General features: G+C 73.0%; 12 protein-coding genes. 10 read left to right on the top strand and 2 right to left on the bottom strand.

What is annotated here, in order from left to right; translation table 11 throughout:
* The first annotated feature begins 6 nt into the window (after positions 1-6).
* Genes QM792_RS01670 through QM792_RS01660 form a run of 3 tightly spaced genes read left to right on the top strand, consistent with a single transcriptional unit; the run spans position 7 to position 2,384 of the window.
* A complete protein-coding gene (locus QM792_RS01670) occupies positions 7-1,752 on the top strand; it encodes a Wzy polymerase domain-containing protein (protein ID WP_415147436.1) in 1,746 nt (581 codons plus the stop codon).
* Between the two features lie 33 nt (positions 1,753-1,785).
* The gene (locus QM792_RS01665; protein WP_415147435.1) at positions 1,786-2,067 is read left to right on the top strand and encodes a YlcI/YnfO family protein; all 282 of its coding nucleotides are present in this window, start codon (positions 1,786-1,788) and stop codon (positions 2,065-2,067) included.
* The gene (locus QM792_RS01660) at positions 2,064-2,384 is read left to right on the top strand and encodes a type II toxin-antitoxin system RelE/ParE family toxin (RefSeq protein WP_415147434.1); all 321 of its coding nucleotides are present in this window, start codon (positions 2,064-2,066) and stop codon (positions 2,382-2,384) included. Before QM792_RS01665 ends, QM792_RS01660 begins: the two co-directional genes overlap by 4 nt.
* A 154-nt stretch (positions 2,385-2,538) precedes the next feature.
* On the opposite strand, the gene moaC is transcribed toward QM792_RS01660, so the two are convergent.
* Positions 2,539-3,021 carry a cyclic pyranopterin monophosphate synthase MoaC gene (gene moaC / locus QM792_RS01655; RefSeq protein ID WP_415147433.1) on the bottom strand — a complete coding sequence of 161 codons (483 nt, stop codon included), beginning with the start codon at positions 3,019-3,021 and terminating at the stop codon, positions 2,539-2,541.
* A 44-nt stretch (positions 3,022-3,065) separates the two neighbouring features.
* On the opposite strand from moaC, the gene QM792_RS01650 reads away from it, so the two are divergent.
* Genes QM792_RS01650 through pbpC form a run of 3 tightly spaced genes read left to right on the top strand, consistent with a single transcriptional unit; the run spans position 3,066 to position 12,684 of the window.
* On the top strand, positions 3,066-4,631 hold the full coding sequence (locus tag QM792_RS01650) for a M48 family metalloprotease (RefSeq protein ID WP_415147432.1): 1,566 nt from the start codon (positions 3,066-3,068) through the stop codon (positions 4,629-4,631).
* A gap of 41 nt (positions 4,632-4,672) precedes the next feature.
* Positions 4,673-10,507, top strand: a complete 5,835-nt coding sequence (locus QM792_RS01645; protein WP_415147431.1) for an alpha-2-macroglobulin family protein — start codon at positions 4,673-4,675, stop codon at positions 10,505-10,507.
* Positions 10,504-12,684: a penicillin-binding protein 1C gene (gene pbpC, locus QM792_RS01640; RefSeq protein WP_415147430.1), complete on the top strand. Its 2,181-nt coding sequence runs from the start codon at positions 10,504-10,506 to the stop codon at positions 12,682-12,684. The genes QM792_RS01645 and pbpC overlap by 4 nt, the downstream gene beginning before the upstream one ends.
* Here the strand turns inward: pbpC and QM792_RS01635 are convergent.
* Positions 12,612-12,977 carry a phage holin family protein gene (locus tag QM792_RS01635; protein ID WP_415147429.1) on the bottom strand — a complete coding sequence of 122 codons (366 nt, stop codon included), beginning with the start codon at positions 12,975-12,977 and terminating at the stop codon, positions 12,612-12,614. The two genes, pbpC and QM792_RS01635, sit on opposite strands and share 73 nt — an antisense overlap.
* A gap of 117 nt (positions 12,978-13,094) precedes the next feature.
* Here QM792_RS01635 and QM792_RS01630 point away from each other — a divergent pair, with 117 nt between their 5' ends.
* The 4 genes from QM792_RS01630 to QM792_RS01615 are packed head-to-tail and all read left to right on the top strand — an operon-like array spanning position 13,095 to position 17,273.
* Positions 13,095-13,775, top strand: a complete 681-nt coding sequence (locus QM792_RS01630; protein WP_415147428.1) for an energy transducer TonB — start codon at positions 13,095-13,097, stop codon at positions 13,773-13,775.
* Complete coding sequence (locus QM792_RS01625; protein WP_415147427.1) at positions 13,772-14,521, top strand: MotA/TolQ/ExbB proton channel family protein; 750 nt, start codon at positions 13,772-13,774, stop codon at positions 14,519-14,521. Before QM792_RS01630 ends, QM792_RS01625 begins: the two co-directional genes overlap by 4 nt.
* Before the next feature lie 16 nt (positions 14,522-14,537).
* Positions 14,538-14,957, top strand: coding sequence for an ExbD/TolR family protein (locus QM792_RS01620; protein ID WP_415147426.1), 420 nt, complete (start codon positions 14,538-14,540; stop codon positions 14,955-14,957).
* 51 nt (positions 14,958-15,008) lie between these two features.
* Positions 15,009-17,273, top strand: coding sequence for a TonB-dependent receptor (locus tag QM792_RS01615; RefSeq protein ID WP_415147425.1), 2,265 nt, complete (start codon positions 15,009-15,011; stop codon positions 17,271-17,273).
* Positions 17,274-17,294: the final 21 nt, after the last annotated feature.

The following is a 17,294-nucleotide window of genomic DNA, read 5'->3' as shown; positions in this document are numbered from 1 at the left end:
AGACGCATGCAACACCTCCCCGCCCCACACCTCGCCCTCGCCACCGCGGCCGTTGCCGCCCCGGTGCTGATCGCCTTCAACGTCGCCCCTTCGGCGACCTTCATCAACCAAGCCGCCGCGCTGGTCGGCTGGGGCGCGTGGGCGATGCTGCTGGCGATGGCCTTGCCGAGCGCGGCCCCGCCATCGAACACAGCGCCCGATCGCGGCGCGGCCGCGCTGCTGCTGGCGCTCCTGCTCATCGCCGCCAGCGCCTTCGCCGCGCCGCTGTGGACCGGCCTGCCGTGGACGCTCGCGCTCTCGGCCATCGGCGTGATCGGCGCGGCGATGCTGGTGGCGGCGCTGGCCGTGGCGCTGCAACGCGCGGGCCTCGGCGAAGCCGCTTTTGCCTCGTTCTGCTTCGCGCTGCTCGCCGCCGGGGTGCTGGCCGCGCTGGTGGGCTTCGTGCAGGTGTATGCGCCGGCCTGGGCCGACGGGCAGTGGATCGCCGCCGGCACGCTGGGCGCGCGCGCGGTCGGCAACCTGCGCCAGCCCAACCACCAGAGCAGCCTGCTGCTGTGGGCGATGATCGCCACCGTCTGGCTGGGCGGCAGCGGGCGGCTGTCGCGCGTGGCCCTGCCGGCCTTGCTGCTCGCGCTGCTGGCCGGCGTGGTGCTCACGGCCTCGCGCACCGGCATGGTGGGCGCGGCGCTGCTGACGCTGTGGGGGCTGGCCGACCGGCGCCTGACGCGCCGCGTGCGCCTGCAGCTCGTGCTGGTGCCGCTGGTGTACTTCTTCTGGTACGAGCTGTTCGCCGCGCTGGCGCACCAGGGCGGCACCACCTTCGCCGGCGAGGCGCAGATGCACAAGGCCGATCCGTCCAGCTCGCGCTTCGGCATCTGGGCCAACACGCTGACCCTGATCGCGGCGCATCCGTGGGCCGGCGTGGGTTTCGGCGGCTTCAACTTCGCGTGGTCGCTGCATGTGTTCCCGGGGCGGCCGGTGGCGTTCTTCGACCACACGCACAACCTGCCCTTGCAGCTCGCGGTGGAGCTCGGCCTGCCGCTGGCCGCGCTGGTGCTGGCGCTGCTGCTCTACGCGCTGTGGCGTGCGCTGCGCCTGGCGCGCGAGGGGGAGGCCGGCGACATCGCGGCGCGGCGCGCGGCGCTGGCGATGGTGGTGATGATCGCGCTGCACAGCCAGCTCGAATATCCGCTGTGGTACGCCTACTTCCTGCTGCCGGCGGCGTTCGCCTTCGGCATCGCGCTGGGTGGGCCGGCGCCGGCCGGGGCGTCGCGGCGCTCCCGGGCGGCGGGGGCGCGACCCCCTCTCTGGCTGCCGGCCGCGCTGGCGCTGCTGCTCGGCGGCGCGGCCTCGCTGGCCGACTACCGCCGCGTCGCGGTGATCTTCTCGCCGGCCAGCGCCACGCCGCTGGCGCAGCGCATCGAGGAGGGCCGGCAGAGCTGGTTCTTCGGCCATCACGCCGACTACGCCGCGGCCACCGTGGCCGCGCACCCCTCCGACGAGATGGCCGCGCTGGCGCGCGCCACGCACTACCTGCTGGATACGCGCATCACGGTGGCCTGGGCCAAGGCGCTGGCCGAGCGCGGCGAGGTCGACAAGGCCCGCCACCTCGCGGCGCGGCTGCGCGAGTTCCGCAACCCCTTGTCGGCGGAGTTCTTCGCGGTGTGCGACGAGCCGGCGGGCGAGGGCGCGCCGAAGCCGTTCCAGTGCGAGGCGCCGCGGCGGGGGTATGACTACGTGGATTTCCGCTGAAAGCCCGTAGCGCAATTGCGATACGATGCCGCCATGAAGACCGCCACGATCCCGTCCGTCCGCGTCGAGCCCGAGTTCCGCGCCGAGGTCGAGGCTGTGCTGGGCGAAGGCGAAACGCTCTCGGAGTTCGTGGAAGCCTCGGTGCGCGCCGGGGTCGAGCGGCGTCGCACCCAGGCGGAGTTCATTGCGCGCGGGCTGCGCTCGCGCGACGAAGCGCGCCGCACCGGACAGTACGTCGATGCCGAGGTGGTTCTGGCCAAGCTGCAGCGCAAGCTCGACGCGGCACGCGAGCAGCTCGCCAAGAAGAGCCGGTGAGCTTCAAGGTCAGGCTGACGCGCGAGGCGGATGCCGATCTCGCGCGCTTGTTCGATTTCATCGTCGAACGCGAATTGGCGCGCGACAGCGGCGGCGATCTCAGCCTGGCGGAGCGTGCGCACGCGGCGATCCGCGCGGGTTTTGCGACGCTCGAAACTTCGCCGTTCACCTGCCGCAAGGCCGCATCGAGCCCCTTCCTGCGCGAGCTGATCGTGCCTTTCGGTCGCGCGGGCTACGTCGTGCTGTTCGAGATCGAAGGTGCCGCCGAGGTCACGGTTGTCGCCGTGCGCCACCAGCTCGAAGACGACTACCACTGATACCCATTCGCGTTCGAACGCATCAATGTTCCCGTTCGGGCTGAGCTTGTCGAAGCCCCACCGAGGCACTCGCGTGCCCTTCGACAAGCTCAGGGCGAGCGGAGTCTGACGCTCGAACGCGAATGGGTATGAGTCGCGGCATCGGCGCGACTCGCTACGCCGCCACCCACTCCCCGCTCTTCCCCCCGCGCTTTTCCAGTACGCGGATCCCCTCCATCACCATCCCGCGATCGGCCGCCTTGCACATGTCGTAGACGGTCAGCAGGCCCACCTGCACCGCGGTCAGCGCCTCCATCTCGACGCCGGTGCGGCCGAAGGTCTCGACCTGCGCGGTGCAGCGCACGGCGCTGGCCGCCGCGTCGATCTCGAACTCCACCGCCACGCGCGTGATCGGCAGCGGGTGGCACAGCGGGATCAGCTCGGCGGTGCGCTTGGCGGCCTGGATCGCCGCGATGCGCGCCACGCCGAGCACGTCGCCCTTCTTCGCGCCGCCGTCGCGGATCAGCGCCAGCGTCGCGGCCTGCATGCGGATGGTGCCGGTGGCGCGCGCGACGCGGTGCGTCTCGGCCTTGGCCGACACGTCGACCATGTGCGCCTGGCCCCGTGCGTCGAAGTGCGTCAGCGGTGAGGAGGACATGCGAGGAAACACGCGGGAAACGTTTAGCGGGCATCATAGCGACGATGCTTGCCCGCCTTCGCCGCGCGCTCGCGGCCGTCTGCGCCGCCAGCCTGCTCGCGCCCGCCGCGCCGCCGCTGCGCGCGCAGAACAACCTGCCCGCGCTCGGCGACGCCGCCACCGAGGATTTCGGCGTGGCCACCGAGCGCCAGATCGGCGAGCAGATCATGCGCGAGATCCGCCGCGACGCGGCCTACCTCGACGACCCGCTGCTGCTCGAATACGTGCAGGGCATCTTCGCGCCGCTGGTGGCCGAGTCGCGCCGCGAGGGCCACGTCACGCCCGACATCGACTCGCGCTTCGCCTGGGAGGCCTTCCTGGTGCGCGACCGCAGCGTCAACGCCTTCGCGCTGCCCGGCGGCTACGTCGGCGTGCACCTCGGGCTGATCGCGGTGACGGCCACGCGCGACGAGCTCGCCTCGGTGCTCGCGCACGAGCTGTCGCACATCACGCAGCGCCACATCGCGCGCGGCATCTCGAACAGCAAGCGCCAGTCGATGCTCGGGCTGGCCGCGCTGCTGATCGGCATGATCGCGGCCAGCCGCTCGAACAGCGCCGACGCCGCCAACGCGGTGATCGCCGGCAGCCAGGCCGGCATGATCCAGGGCCAGCTCAACTTCTCGCGCGACATGGAGCGCGAGGCCGACCGCATCGGCTTCCAGTTGCTCGCCGGCGCCGGCTTCTCGCCGGCCGGCATGGCCGCGATGTTCGAGAAGCTCGACCAGGCCGCGCGGCTGAACGACAACGGCGGCTACCCCTATCTGCGCAGCCACCCGCTGACCTCGGAGCGCATCGGCGAGGCGCGCGCGCGCCTGGGCACCACGCCGCCGCGGCCGGCGCCGGGGCCGGACGGCGCGAGCTACGAGCACGCGCTGGCGCAGGCGCGCGCGCGCGTGCTGATGGACACGCGCGTCGACGCGCTGCGGCGCTGGCAGTCGCTCGACCTCGCGCGCACCGATGTCACCGCAGCGCAGAAGCTGGGCGACGCCTACAGCAGCGCGCTGGCCTCGGTGCTGCTGCGTGAGCCGGCGCGCGCCGACGGCGCGCTCGCGCGGGTGCAGTCGCTGCTGGCCGACAGCGGCCGGCCCGAGGCGCGCGCCGCGCGCTGGGTGGCGATGCTGCGCGCCCAGGCGCTGCTGGCGCGCGGCGACGCCGCCGGCGCCGGCGCGGCGCTGGCGCCGCTGGCCTCCGACACCAGCCGGCCGGTGCAGCTCATGCACGCCGACGTGGCGCTCGGCGCCAGCGCCGGCAACGAAGCCGCGCTGCGCCGCAGCGCCGAGGAATTGCAGACGCGCGTGGCGGTGCAGCCCGGCGACGCCACCGCCTGGGCCACGCTCGGCCGGCTGTGGGCGCGCCTGAACGAGCCGCTGCGCGCGCTGCGCGCCGAGGGCGAATCGGTCTACGCGCTGGGCGACCTGCGCGGCGCGATCGACCGCCTGCGCGCCGGCCAGCGCGCCGCGCGGCCCGGCAATGCGTCCGACTTCATCGAGGTGTCGGTGATCGACGCGCGGCTGCGCGACATCCAGGCCCAGTTGCGCGCGCTGATGGCCGAGCAGGAGCAGCAGCGCTGAGGCCCTAGACTGCCCGGCTGACATCGAGACCGGGAGAGACGATGCGTGCAGGGATGGGCAAGGCGGCTGCCGCATGGCTGGCGGCGCTGGCGTGCACGGCGGCGCAGGCCGTCAGCGTCGCGACGATGACGCCGCGCGGCGAGGTGGCGCAGGTGCGCCAGGTGACGCTGCGCTTCAGCGAGGCCGTGGTGCCCTTCGGCGACCTGCGCCTGCCCGATCCGGCGCGCGTGCGCTGCGAAGGCACTTCGATCAGCGGCCGCGGCCGCTGGGCCGACGAGCGCACCTGGCTGTACGACTTCAGCGCGGCGCTGCCGCCGGGCTCGCGCTGCACGCTGCAGATCGACGCCGGCTGGAAGCCGCTCAACGGCAGCGTCAGCGGCGCGCGCGAGTTCGGCTTCGGCACCGGCGGGCCGGCGGTGGTCTCCACCCAGCCGTGGAGCGGCGCCACGATCGAGGAAGACCAGCACTTCCTGCTGCGCCTGTCCGGTGCCGCCGCGCCGGCCAGCGTGGCGGCCAACGCCTGGTGCGAGGTCGAGGGCATCGGCGAGCGGCTGCCGCTGAAGATCGTCGAAGGCGCCGCGCGCGAGGCGGTGCTGAAGGCGCGCCGCCTGTCCCCCCGGGCCGGGGCCGACGCGCTGCTCGCCGCCTGCCAGCGCCCGCTGCCGCCGGACGCGCGCGTGCGCCTCGTGTGGGGCCGCGGCATCGCGGCGCAGGCCAACCCGAAGGTGCTCACCAGCGTCGAGCAGCGTTTCGAGTTCCGCGTGCGCGCGCCCTTCCAGGCCGAGTTCTCCTGCGAGCGCGAACGCGCCGGCGCGCCCTGCCTGCCGATCCGGCCGCTGAGCGTCGGCTTCTCGTCGGCGGTGCCGCGCGCGCTGGCGGCGCAACTGCGCCTGCAGCCCGAAGGCGGCGGGCAGGGCATCGCGCCGGCCTTCGACAAGGACGACAAGAGCGAAGACGTGCAGCACGTCGCCTTCCCGACGCCGCTGGCCGCGAACGCGCGCTTCCGCGTCGTGCTGCCGGCAGGCCTGAAGGACAGCAGCGGCCGCGCGCTCACCAACGCATCGAGCTTCCCGCTCGCGGTCGCCACCGGCGACGCGCCGCCGATCGCGAAGTTCGCCGCCGCGCCCTTCGGCATCGTCGAGCGCGAGGCCGGCGGCGCGGTGCTGCCGGTGACGCTGCGCCACGTGCAGGGCGAGCTGCGCCCGGCCGGCGGCGGCGGCGCGGTGCGCATCAAGCGGCTGGACGGCGATGCCGAGGTGCTGGCCTGGTACGCCAAGGTGCTCAAGTACCACGAGGCGCGGCTGAGCGCGAAGGAGCTGGGCCTGCCCTCGCGCGAGTGGACCGAGACCGTGCGCGAGACCGACGCGCGCGGGCGCGTCGTCGAGCGCCGCGTCGAGCGTTACGTGGGCACGCGCGAGGTGTCGCTGCTGGCCAGCGACGCGCAGGCGCAGCGCCTCGAACTGCCCGCGCTCGCCGGCGGCGACCCGCGGCCCTTCGAGGTGGTGGGCATTCCGCTCGCGCAGCCGGGTTTCCACGTCGTCGAGATCGAGTCGCGCCGGCTCGGCCAGGCGCTGCTCGACCGCGACGCGCCGGTGTTCGTGCGCAGCGCGGTGCTGGCCACCAACCTCGGCGTGCACGTCAAGATCGGGCGCGAGAACGCGCTGGTGTGGGTGACCTCGCTGGACCGCGGCAAGCCGGTGGCCGATGCCGAGGTGGCGGTCAACGACTGCCGCGGCGCGCGCCTGTGGGCTGGCCGCAGCGACGCCAGCGGCATCGCCCGGGTCGAGCGCGCGCTGGCCGAGCAGGGCGACTGCCCGGCCGACGGCGGCTTCTTCGTCACCGCGCGCAGCGGCGCCGACATGGCCTTCGTGTTCAGCAGTTGGCAGAAGGGCATAGAGCCGTGGCGCTTCGCGCACCCGACCGCCAGCGGGCCGCAGGCCGAGACGGTGGCGCACACGGTGTTCGACCGCACGCTGCTGCGCGCCGGCGAAACGGTGGCCATGAAGCACTTCGTGCGCGGCGAAGCCGCCAGCGGCCTCGTCAACCTCGACGCCAAGGCATTGCCCGACCGCGCCGTGCTCGTGCACGAAGGCAGCGGCGAGGAAGTGGTGCTGCCATTGGCCTGGAGCGGCACGCGCAGCGCCACCTCGAGCTGGCACATCCCGGCGGCCGCCAAGCTCGGCAGCTACCGCGTGCTGCTGCAGCGCTCGAACGCCGACGAACGCCTGCAGCAGCGCTGGGACAGCGGCGACTTCCGCGTCGAGGAGTTCCGCGTGCCGATGGTCGATGCGCGCGTGAGCGGCCCGCGCGAGCTGCCGATCGCGCCGGCGGCGCTCGACCTCGCGGTGCAGCTCAACTTCCTGTCCGGCGGCGCGATGGGCAACGCGCCGATCAAGGCCAGCGCGCTGCTGCGCCCGCGCGGCGTGAGCCTGCCCGGCTACGAGGACTACAGCTTCCAGCCGCCGCGCGGCGCCGAGGCCGCCGCCGACGAGACGGGCGACGAAGACTCGCCGCACGGCGACGGCGTGCTGGTGGCCGACAAGCTCGCGCTCGCCACCGACAAGGCCGGCGCCGCCACCGTGGCGCTGAAGAACCTGCCGAAGATCGAACGCCCGAGCGAGCTGCTGGCCGAGGTGAGCTACACCGACCCGAACGGCGAGGCGCAGACGGTGGCCACCACGCTGAAGCTGTGGCCCGCCGCGGTGCTGCCCGGCATCCGCGCCGGCTCGTGGGCCAGCGTGCGCGGCAAGGTGAACTTCACCGCGCTGGCGCTCGATACCGCCGGCAAGCCGCTCAAGGGCCAGGCGCTGGAAGTGCGCGCGCGGCTGTCGCAGGTGATCAGCACGCGCAAGCGCATCGTCGGCGGCTTCTACGCCTACGACAACCGCACCGAGGTCAAGGAGCTCGGCACGCTGTGCACGGGCAGCAGCGACGAGCGCGGCCAGCTCGCCTGCGAGGCGAAGCTGGACAGCGCCGGGCAGGTGGAGCTGGTGGTGGCGGCCAAGGACGGCGCCGGCCGTGTCGCCGAGGCCGCCACCGACGTCTGGGTGACGCGCCACGGCGAGCTGTGGTTCGCGCAGGACAACGACGACCGCGTCGACCTGCTGCCCGAGAAGAAGCGCTACGAGCCGGGCGAGACCGCGACGCTGCAACTGCGCATGCCGTTCCGCGCCGCCACCGCGCTGGTGGCGATCGAGCGCGAGGGCGTGATGGACACGCGCGTCGTCGCGCTGCGTGGCGACGACCCGAACATCGCGCTGAAGATCGAGAAGGGCTGGGCGCCCAACGTCTACGTCAGCGTGCTGGCGCTGCGCGGCCGGGTGCGCGAGGTGCCATGGTACTCGCTGTTCCAGTGGGGCTGGAAGCAGCCGCTCGCGTGGTGGCGCGCCTACCGCGACGAGGGCCCCGACTACGCGCCCCCGACCGCGATGGTCGACCTGGCCAAGCCGGCCTTCAAGCTCGGCGTGGCGGCCTTGCAGGTGGGCCTGGCCGAGCACGAGCTTCAGGTGAAGGTCGCGGCCGACCAGCCGCAGTACGCGGTGCGCCAGACCGCCAAGGCGCGCATCCAGGTGCTGCACGCCGGCCAGCCGCTGGCGAACGCCGAGGTGGCGTTCGCGGCGGTCGACGAAGGGCTGCTCGCGCTGCGCGGCAACGCGTCGTGGGACCTGCTGCACGCGATGCTGCGCCAGCGCGCCTGGGGCGTGGCCACGGCCACCGGCCAGAGCGAGATCGTCGGCCGGCGCCACTACGGCCGCAAGGCGGTGGCCGCGGGCGGCGGCGGCGGGCGCGGCGGCACGCGCGAGCTGTTCGACACGCTGCTGCTGTGGAAAGACCGCATCACGCTCGACGCCAAGGGCGAGGCGCTGGTCGAGGTGCCGCTGAACGATTCGCTGACCAGCTTCCGCCTCGTCGCGATCGCCGACGACGGCGCGCAGCGCTTCGGCAGCGGCGCGACCAGCATCCGCGTCACGCAGGACTTGCAGATGCTCTCCGGCCTGCCGCCGCTGGTGCGCGAGGGCGACCGCTTCGCCGCGCTGCTGACGCTGCGCAACACCACCGCGCGGGCGATGACGCTGCGCGCCACGCTGGCCGGCACCGCCAACGGCAACGGCGCTGGCGGCGAGATCGTGCGCACGCCGCTGAACCTGCCGCCGCAGGCGCTGACGCTGGCCGCCGGCGCGGCGCAGGAAGTGAGCTGGCCGATCGACGTGCCGGCGGACGCCTTCAGCATCACCTGGCAGGCCAGCGTGCAGGAGCAGGGCGGCGCCGGCGCGAAGGATGCGCTGAAGGTGACGCAACAGGTGAGCGCGGCGGTGCCGGTGCGCGTGCTGCAGGCGACGCTGGCGCAGCTCGACGGCGGCTTCTCGCTGCCGGTGGCGGCGCCGGCCGATGCGCTGCCCGCCAGCGGCGCGAAGCGCGGCGGCCTGTCCGTCGGCCTGCAGCCCCGGCTCACCGGCGCGCTGCCCGGGCTGCGGCGCTTTTTCGAGAGCTACCCCTTCGTCTGCCTGGAGCAGAAGGTGTCCAAGGCGGTGGGCCTGCGCGACGCGGCGCTGTGGGCCACGGTCAGCGGCGAGCTGCCGGGTTATCTGGACGGCGACGGCCTGGCCAACTACTTCCCGCCGCGCGCCGAAGACGGCGCGCGCGGCAGCGACCGCCTCACCGCCTACCTGATCGCCGCGACGCACGAAGCCGGCTTCGCGCTGCCCGAGGCCGCGCGCAAGGCGATGCTCGACGGCCTGGCCGCCTTCGTCGAAGGGCGCATCGAGCGGCGTTTCTGGTCGCCCCGGGCCGACCTGGACGTGCGCAAGCTCGCCGCGCTGGAGGCGCTGTCGCGCCACGGCCGCGCGCAGCCGAGGATGCTGGGGGCTATCAAGCTCACGCCGAACCTGTGGCCGACCGCGGCGGTGATCGACTGGCTCTCGATCCTGCGCCGCGTCGAAGGCATTCCCGAGCGCGCCGGGCGCATCGAGGAAGCGCAGCAGATCCTGCGCGCGCGGCTGACGTTCAGCGGCAGCACGCTGCGCTTTTCCACCGAGGACGAGGACTTCTGGTGGTGGCTGATGGACAGCGCCGACGCCAACGCCGCGCGGCTGATCCTCGCGACGCTGGACGAGCCCGGCTGGAAGGACGACCTGCCGCGCCTGGTGGTGGGCAGCCTGGCGCGCCAGAAGCGCGGCGCGTGGCTGACGACGACGGCCAACCTGTGGGGCTCGCTGGCGCTCGACAAGTTCTCGGCCAGGTTCGAGGCCGAGAAAGTGGCCGGGCGCAGCAGCGCGAGCAGCGGCGCCGCGTCGCGGACGCTGGACTGGGCCGCCAAGCCCGAGGGCGATCGTTTCACGCTGCCCTGGCCGGCCGCGCCGGGCACGCTGGCGGTGAACCACCAGGGCGCCGGCAAGCCCTGGCTGACGGTGCAAAGCCTGGCCGCGATTCCGCTCGAAGCGCCGCTGCGCGCCGGCTACGCGATCACGCGCAGCGTCGGCGCGGTCGAGCGCAAGGACGGCGGCCGCTGGTCGCGCGGCGACGTGATGCGCGTGCGCCTTGAAATCGACGCGCAGTCCGACATGAGCTGGGTGGTGGTGAGCGATCCGGTGCCCGCCGGCGCCACGCTGCTGGGCTCGGGCCTGGGCCGCGACTCGGCGCTCGCCACGCGCGGCGAGAAGCGCGAAGGCGGCGCGTGGCTGGCTTACGAGGAACGCAGCTTCGAGGCCTGGCGCGGCTATTACGAATTCCTGCCGCGCGGCAGGCACGTGGTGGAGTACAGCGTGCGGCTCAACAACCCCGGCCGCTTCGCGCTGCCGCCGACGCGCGTCGAGGCGATGTACGCGCCCGAGGCCTTCGGCGAGCTGCCCAACGCGGCGCTGGAGGTCGCGCCGTGAAGCGCGCGCTGGCCGCGCTCGCGCTCGCCGTCTCGACGGCGGCGCAGGCGCTGCCCGGCTTCGACGAGGTGCGCGCCGCGCACCGCCCGTCGGACCTCGTGCTGCTCGACCGCCACGGCGTGGCGGTGCAGACGCTGCGCGTCGACAAGCAGGTGCGCCGCCTCGAATGGGTGGCCATCGAGCAGATGTCGCCGGCGCTGCTGCGCGCCGTGATCGCCAGCGAGGACAGGCGCTTCCACGAGCACAGCGGCGTCGACTGGCGCGCGGTGGCGGCCAGCGCCTGGAGCAACCTGTGGAACACGCGCACACGCGGCGCCTCGACGCTGACGATGCAGCTCGCCGGCCTGCTCGACGACGGCCTGGCGCGGCCCGAGGGCGGGCGCAGCGCGGCGCGCAAGCTCGGCCAGGCCTTCACCGCGACGCAGCTCGAACGGCGCTGGCGCAAGAGCCAGATCCTGGAGGCCTACCTGAACTCCGTGCCGCTGCGCGGCGAGCTGGTCGGCGTGGGCGCGATCGCGCAGACGCTGTTCGGCAAGCACGCCAGCGGGCTCGACGACACCGAGGCCGCCATCATCGCGGCGCTGGTGCGCGCGCCCAACGCCGCGCCGCAGCGCGTCGCGCAGCGCGCCTGCGAACTGCTGAAGCAGCAGGCGCTGGGCTGCGAAGGCCTGGACGTGATCACGCGCGCCGCGCTGGAGCGGCGCGGCGCGATGCCGCTGGGCGAGCAGCTCGCGCCGCACTTCGCGCGCCAGGTGATGGACCCCGCCGGCCCGGCGCGCCAGCCGAGCACGCTGGATGCGCGCGTGCAGCGCCTGGCGATCGGCGCCTTGCGCCGCCAGCTCGCCGAACTCTCGGGCCGCAACGTGGAGGACGGCGCCATCGTCGTGCTCGACAACGCCAGCGGCGCGGTGCTGGCCTGGGTCGGCGCCAACGGCGCCACCTCGGCGGCGGCGCAGGTCGACGGCGTGCTGGCGCGGCGCCAGCCGGGCTCGACGATCAAGCCCTTCGTCTACCAGCTCGCCTTCGAGCGCCGCCTGCTGACGCCGGCCAGCCTGCTCGACGACTCGCCGGCGCAGATCGCCACCGCCGCCGGGCTGTACCTGCCGCAGAACTACGACCGCGACTTCAAGGGCTGGGTCAGCGTGCGCAGCGCGCTGGGCAACAGCCTGAACGTGCCGGCGGTGCGCGCCGGCGCGATGCTAGGGCCGGACGCGCTGTTCGCGCGGCTGAACGACTTCGGCCTCGCGCTGGCCGAGAGCGGCGGCCACCACGGCGCGGCGCTCGCGCTGGGCAGCGCCGACGTCACGCTGCTCGGCCTGGCCAACGCCTACCGCGCGCTGGCCAACGGCGGGCTGTTCGGCGCGCCGTCGCTGCGCGGCGAGGCGCCGGCGCCGCGGCGCGTGGCCGACGCCGGCGCGGTGCACCTGGTGGTCGACATCCTGGCCGACGACGCGGCGCGCGCGCGCACCTTCGGACTGTCCAGCGCGCTGGCCACGCGCGGCTTCGCAGCGGTGAAGACCGGCACCAGCAAGGACTTGCGCGACAACTGGTGCGTCGGCTTCACCGATCGCTACACCGTCGGCGTGTGGGTCGGCAACGCCAGCGGCGCGGCGATGCACGCGGTGTCGGGCATCAGCGGCGCGGCGCCCATCTGGCGCGAGATCGTCGCGGCGCTGCACGAAGGCCGGCCCTCGCGCGCGCCGGCGCGGCCGGCCGGCGTGCTGGCGCAGCGCATCGAATTCGACGGCGGCCGCGAGCCGGCGCGCGACGAGCTGTTCCTCGCCGGCACCGAGCAGGCACGCTGGCGCGCCAGCGCGCAGCTCGCGCCGCAGCGCAGCTTCGGCATCACCAGCCCGCGCGACGGCAGCCGCTTCGCGCTCGACCCCGACATCCCGCCGCAGGCGCAGCGCATCGTCTTCGAGGGCGAGCACGGCACCTGGCTGCTCGACGGCAAGCGCCTGGGCACCGGCAGCCGGCTGCGCTGGGCGCCCTGGCCGGGCCGGCACGAACTGAGTCTGCTCGACGCGCGCGGGCGCGCGGTGCAGACGGTGCGCTTCGAGGTGCGCGGCGCGACGCTGCGCGCGCAGGCGGCGCAGGACCCCGCTCAGGCCACCAGCTTGCGCGACGCGAAGAGGCGCTCCATCGCCGCGTCGATCACGATGCCGCAGGCGCTGTAGATCAGCGAGCCGATCAGCGCGGCCGCGAAGCCGCTGACCGTGAAGCCTTCGAGGATGTTGGCGGCGGCCCAGAACATCAGCGCGTTGATCACGAACAGGAACAGTCCGAGCGTCAGCAGCGTCACCGGCAGCGTCAGCAGCACCAGCAGCGGACGCAGCAGCGTGTTGAAGATGCCGATGACAAACGCCGCGATCATCGCCGAGCCGAAGCTCTTCACGCTCACGCCCGGGTAGAGGTAGGCCACCAGCAGCAATGCCGAGGCCAGCAGCAGCCAGCGGATCAGGATCTTCATGGGGCGAAGAATAACCGTGCGCGGCGCGCACCGTCTTGACTTCCGTTAACAATCGGAAGTAATACGAATGATTCGTGTTAATCTAGTCGGTTGCGACAGCCCGAACCACGAACCACCGTGCCCCGACCACCCCAACGAGACGAACTCCCGCCCGCGCAGCGCCGCATTGCCGTGCTGGCGATCCTGGCGCTGCACGGCGCCGCCGCCTGGGGCCTGATGCAGGTCGACGCGGTGCGCAACGCGGTGGCCGAGGCCGCGCCGCTGTTCGTCGACCTCATCGCGCCGCCGGCGCCCGAGCGTCCGCCCGAGCCGCCGCCGCCGCCACCGCCGTTGAAGAAGCCGCCGCCGCCGGCGCCGGTGATCGCCGCGCCGCCCAGGCCCAGCCCGGCGCCGCCGCCCTTCGTCGTGCCCGAGCCGCCGCCCGAGCCGGTGCCGCCCGCGCCGCCGGAGCCGCCGCCGGTGGTGGCCGTGGCCCCGGCGCCGCCCGCGCCGCCACCGCCGCCGCAGCCCACGCGCGAGCTGCCCGCCTCGGCGATCCAGTACCTCGACCCGCCCGACCCGGTGTACCCGCGCGCCTCGCGCCGGCTCAACGAATCGGGCCAGGTGATCGTGCGCGTGTACGTCGGCTCCGACGGCCTGCCGCGCCAGGTGCAGGTGCTGCAGTCCAGCGGCTTCGCGCGGCTCGACGAGGCGGCGGTCGAAGGCGTGCGCCGCGCCCGCTTCCGCCCGCCCACCGAGAACGGCCAGCCGATCGCCGGCTGGGCGCGCATCCCGATTCCCTTCGAACTGGAGAAATGAACGTGAACGCTGAAACCTCGCTGGGCTTCGGCCACTTCATCGCGCAAAGCGATGCGGTGGGCAAGACGCTGCTGGCGGTGCTGGTGCTGATGTCGGTGCTGTCGTGGGTGATCATCGCCCTCAAGGGCCTGACGCTGGTCGCGCGCCGCCGCCGCAGCAACACCTTCCTGAACTTCTTCTGGAACGCCACTTCGCTGGAGGCGGTGCAGCACGAGATCGTCACGCACGGCGCGCGCGACCCGTTCTCGCACCTGGCCAGCCACGCGATGCAGGCGCAGTCGCACCACGCGCGCTACGGCGCCGCCAAGCTCGAAGAGGCCGGCACGGCGAGCGACTTCGTCACGCGCACCATCAAGAAGGTGCTCGACGAGGAGAACACGCGCATGGAAAACGGCCTGGCGGTGCTCGCCACCGTCGGCGCCACGGCGCCCTTCGTCGGCCTGTTCGGCACGGTCTGGGGCGTGTACCACGCGCTGGTGGCCATCGGCATGAGCGGCTCGGGCACGCTCGACAAGGTGGCCGGCCCGGTGGGCGAGGCGCTGATCATGACCGGCCTGGGCCTGGCGGTCGCGATTCCCGCGGTGGTGGGCTACAACTGGCTGACGCGCGCCAACCGCGTGCTGATGTCGCGCCTGGACGCCTTCGCCTACGAGGTGCACACCTTCGTCGCGATGGGCCAGCCGCTGGCCGCCGCCGACGCGCCGCCGGCGCCGCCGGTGCGCGCCGTGCCGACGCGCGCGGCCTGAGCGGAAGGAGGCGCCCATGGCCTTCGCCAGCTTCGATTCGCAGCGCGGCAGCGCGCCGGTCTCCGACATCAACATGGTGCCGCTGATCGACGTGATGCTGGTGCTGCTGGTGATCTTCATCGTCACCGCGCCGCTGCTCACCCACGCCGTCAAGCTCGAGCTGCCGCAGGCCAGCTCGCAGGTCAACCAGGCCAAGGCGGACAAGGTCGAGTTCGCGATCGACGCCACCGGCAAGCTCTACTGGAACGGCGAGCAGGTCTCGCGCGAAGAGGCCGCCGCGCGCTTTGCCGCGGCCGGCCGGCAGCAGCCGCAGCCCGAGATCCACCTGCGCGCCGATCAGGCCGTGCCCTACCGCCACGTGGCGCGCACGCTGGCCGACGCCTCGCGCGCCGGACTGACCAAGGTGGGCTTCGTCAGCGACCCCGAGAACCCCTGAAGACACGTCCCTGAAGACACAAACCCCCAGACAACGAGGAGTGAGGAACCCATGAAGAGCAACCGCAGACAAGCCCGGCGCAGCGCGCCGGCCGCATCGCCCCTGCTGCCGCTGGGCGCGCTGGCCGCCGGCTTCGGCCTGGCGTTCGGCAGCGCGCAGGCTCAGACCGCCGCGCCGGCCGAGGAGGCCAAGAACGAGGCCACGCTGGCGCCGATCAAGGTGAAGGCGCAGGCCGAGACGCAGGGCAAGGACGGCGTGCGCGCCACCGAGACGCGCATCGGCAAGGGCCAGCAGGAGCTGCGCGACATTCCGCAGTCGATCACCGTGGTCACCGAGCGCCTGATCGACGACCGCAACCTCGACACGATGAAGGACGCGCTGCGCAACACCGCCGGCATCACCTTCCAGGCCGCCGAGGGCCAGGAGGAGGACATCCGCCTGCGCGGCTTCGCGCTGCAGTCCACCGGCGACATCTTCCTCGACGGCATGCGCGACCCGGGCTTCTACGACCGCGACAGCTTCAACTGGGACCGCCTCGAGGTGATGCGCGGCTCGGCCTCGATGCTGTTCGGGCGCGGCTCGACCGGCGGCGCGGTGAACCAGGTCAACAAGCAGCCGATGCTGATGAACCAGAACGAGCTGTCGCTGACGCTGGGCAACGGCAGCTTCGTGCGCGGCACCGGCGACTTCAACGTCAAGACCGGCGACGAATCGGCGCTGCGCGTCAACGCGCTGGTCAACCAGGCCGACCTGGGCGGCAACGAGATCGACAAGCTGGGCATCGCGCCGACCTTCCGCTGGGGCATCGGCACGCGCGACGAGTTCTCGGTCGGCCTGTACAAGCTGCAGTACAAGAACGGCATCAACTACGGCTTCCCCTGGCTGCAGAACAAGATCAACGATGCCTTCGAGCCCGACGCCTACTACGGCGCGGCCAGCGACTACATGGCCGGCGGCACGACCTGGGGCACGCTGACGCACACGCACCGCTTCAGCACCGACAACGAACTGCGCACGGTGCTGCGCATCGGGCGCTACACGCGCGACCAGCGCGCCAGCCCGATCCGCTTCGCGGGTATGGCGCTGCAGCCCGGCGGCGTGGCGGTTTCGCCCGCGACCATCGGGCCGGACACGGTGCTGACGCGCGGCAATCCGAACGGCACGAACAAGATCCAGGACATGGACAGCATCTACTTGCAGAGCGACTACAGCGGCAAGTTCGATGCCCTCGGCATGAAGCACGCGCTGCTGTCGGGCGTGGACATCGCGATCGACGATTTCAACCGCTATGCCACGGTGACGCCGCCCGGCGTGACGATTCCCGCCAAGCCGAACACCACGATCGGCACGCCGGGCGACAGCGGCGCGGTCAACGAGGGCGCCCGCTCCGTTCGCCGCAGCCAGACCTTCGACGCCAAGGCGATCGGCGTGTACGCGCAGGACCTGGTCGAGTTCATGCCGAAGTGGAAGCTGCTCGCCGGCCTGCGCTGGGACCAGTTCGACGGTGACTACCGCACCTATGCCACAGCCAACCTGGGCGGCACCAACACCACGCCTCCCGGCACCGAGACCGCCCAGCGCGACCGCAAGGACTCGCTGTGGAGCAAGCGCTTCGGCCTGCTGTTCCAGCCGACCGACCACCAGTCCTACCACCTGTCCTACGGCACCTCGTTCAACACCTTCGGCGACGCCTACTCGTTCGACCCCAAGGGCGCGAACACGCCGCCGGAGGCCAGCCGCAACATCGAGCTGGGCGGCGCGATCGACTGGGCGCAGGGCCGCTTCACGACGCGCTTCGCGCTCTTCCACGCCACCAAGTACAACGAGCGCAACACCGACCAGGACACGGTCAGCCCGGACAACTACATCCTCTCCGGCAAGCGCCACGCCGCCGGCATCGACCTCGACTTCGCCGGCCGCATCACGCCGGAGTGGGAGCTGTTCGCGGCCTACGAGTGGATCCCGTCGGCCAAGGTCGACAAGGGCATCCTGGTGGGCGGCGAAGTCGAAGGCAGCCGCCCGGCGATGACGCCGCGCCACTCGGGCACGGTCTGGACCACCTACCGGCTCTCGCCGAGCTGGCGCGTCGGCGGCGGCCTGACCGCGCGCAGCGGCACGCGGCCCTACCTGGCGAACTTCTACGCGCCGAAGTTCGTCACCGGCGACCTGATGGCCGAGTACACCACCGGCAACCTGGCCTTCAAGCTGAACGTCACCAACGTGACCGACAAGCTGTACGCCGACCAGCTCTACCGGGGCCATTACATTCCAGGCAAGGGACGCACGGTGCAACTGACCAGCACCGTCAAGTTCTGAGGCCTTTTCCCTTTCTCCAAC

This window comes from Piscinibacter sp., from assembly GCF_047600445.1.
GTDB lineage: Bacteria > Pseudomonadota > Gammaproteobacteria > Burkholderiales > Burkholderiaceae_C > Piscinibacter.
Note: the sequence above shows the minus strand (reverse complement) of the source record. Positions and strands in the feature narration are given on the sequence as shown.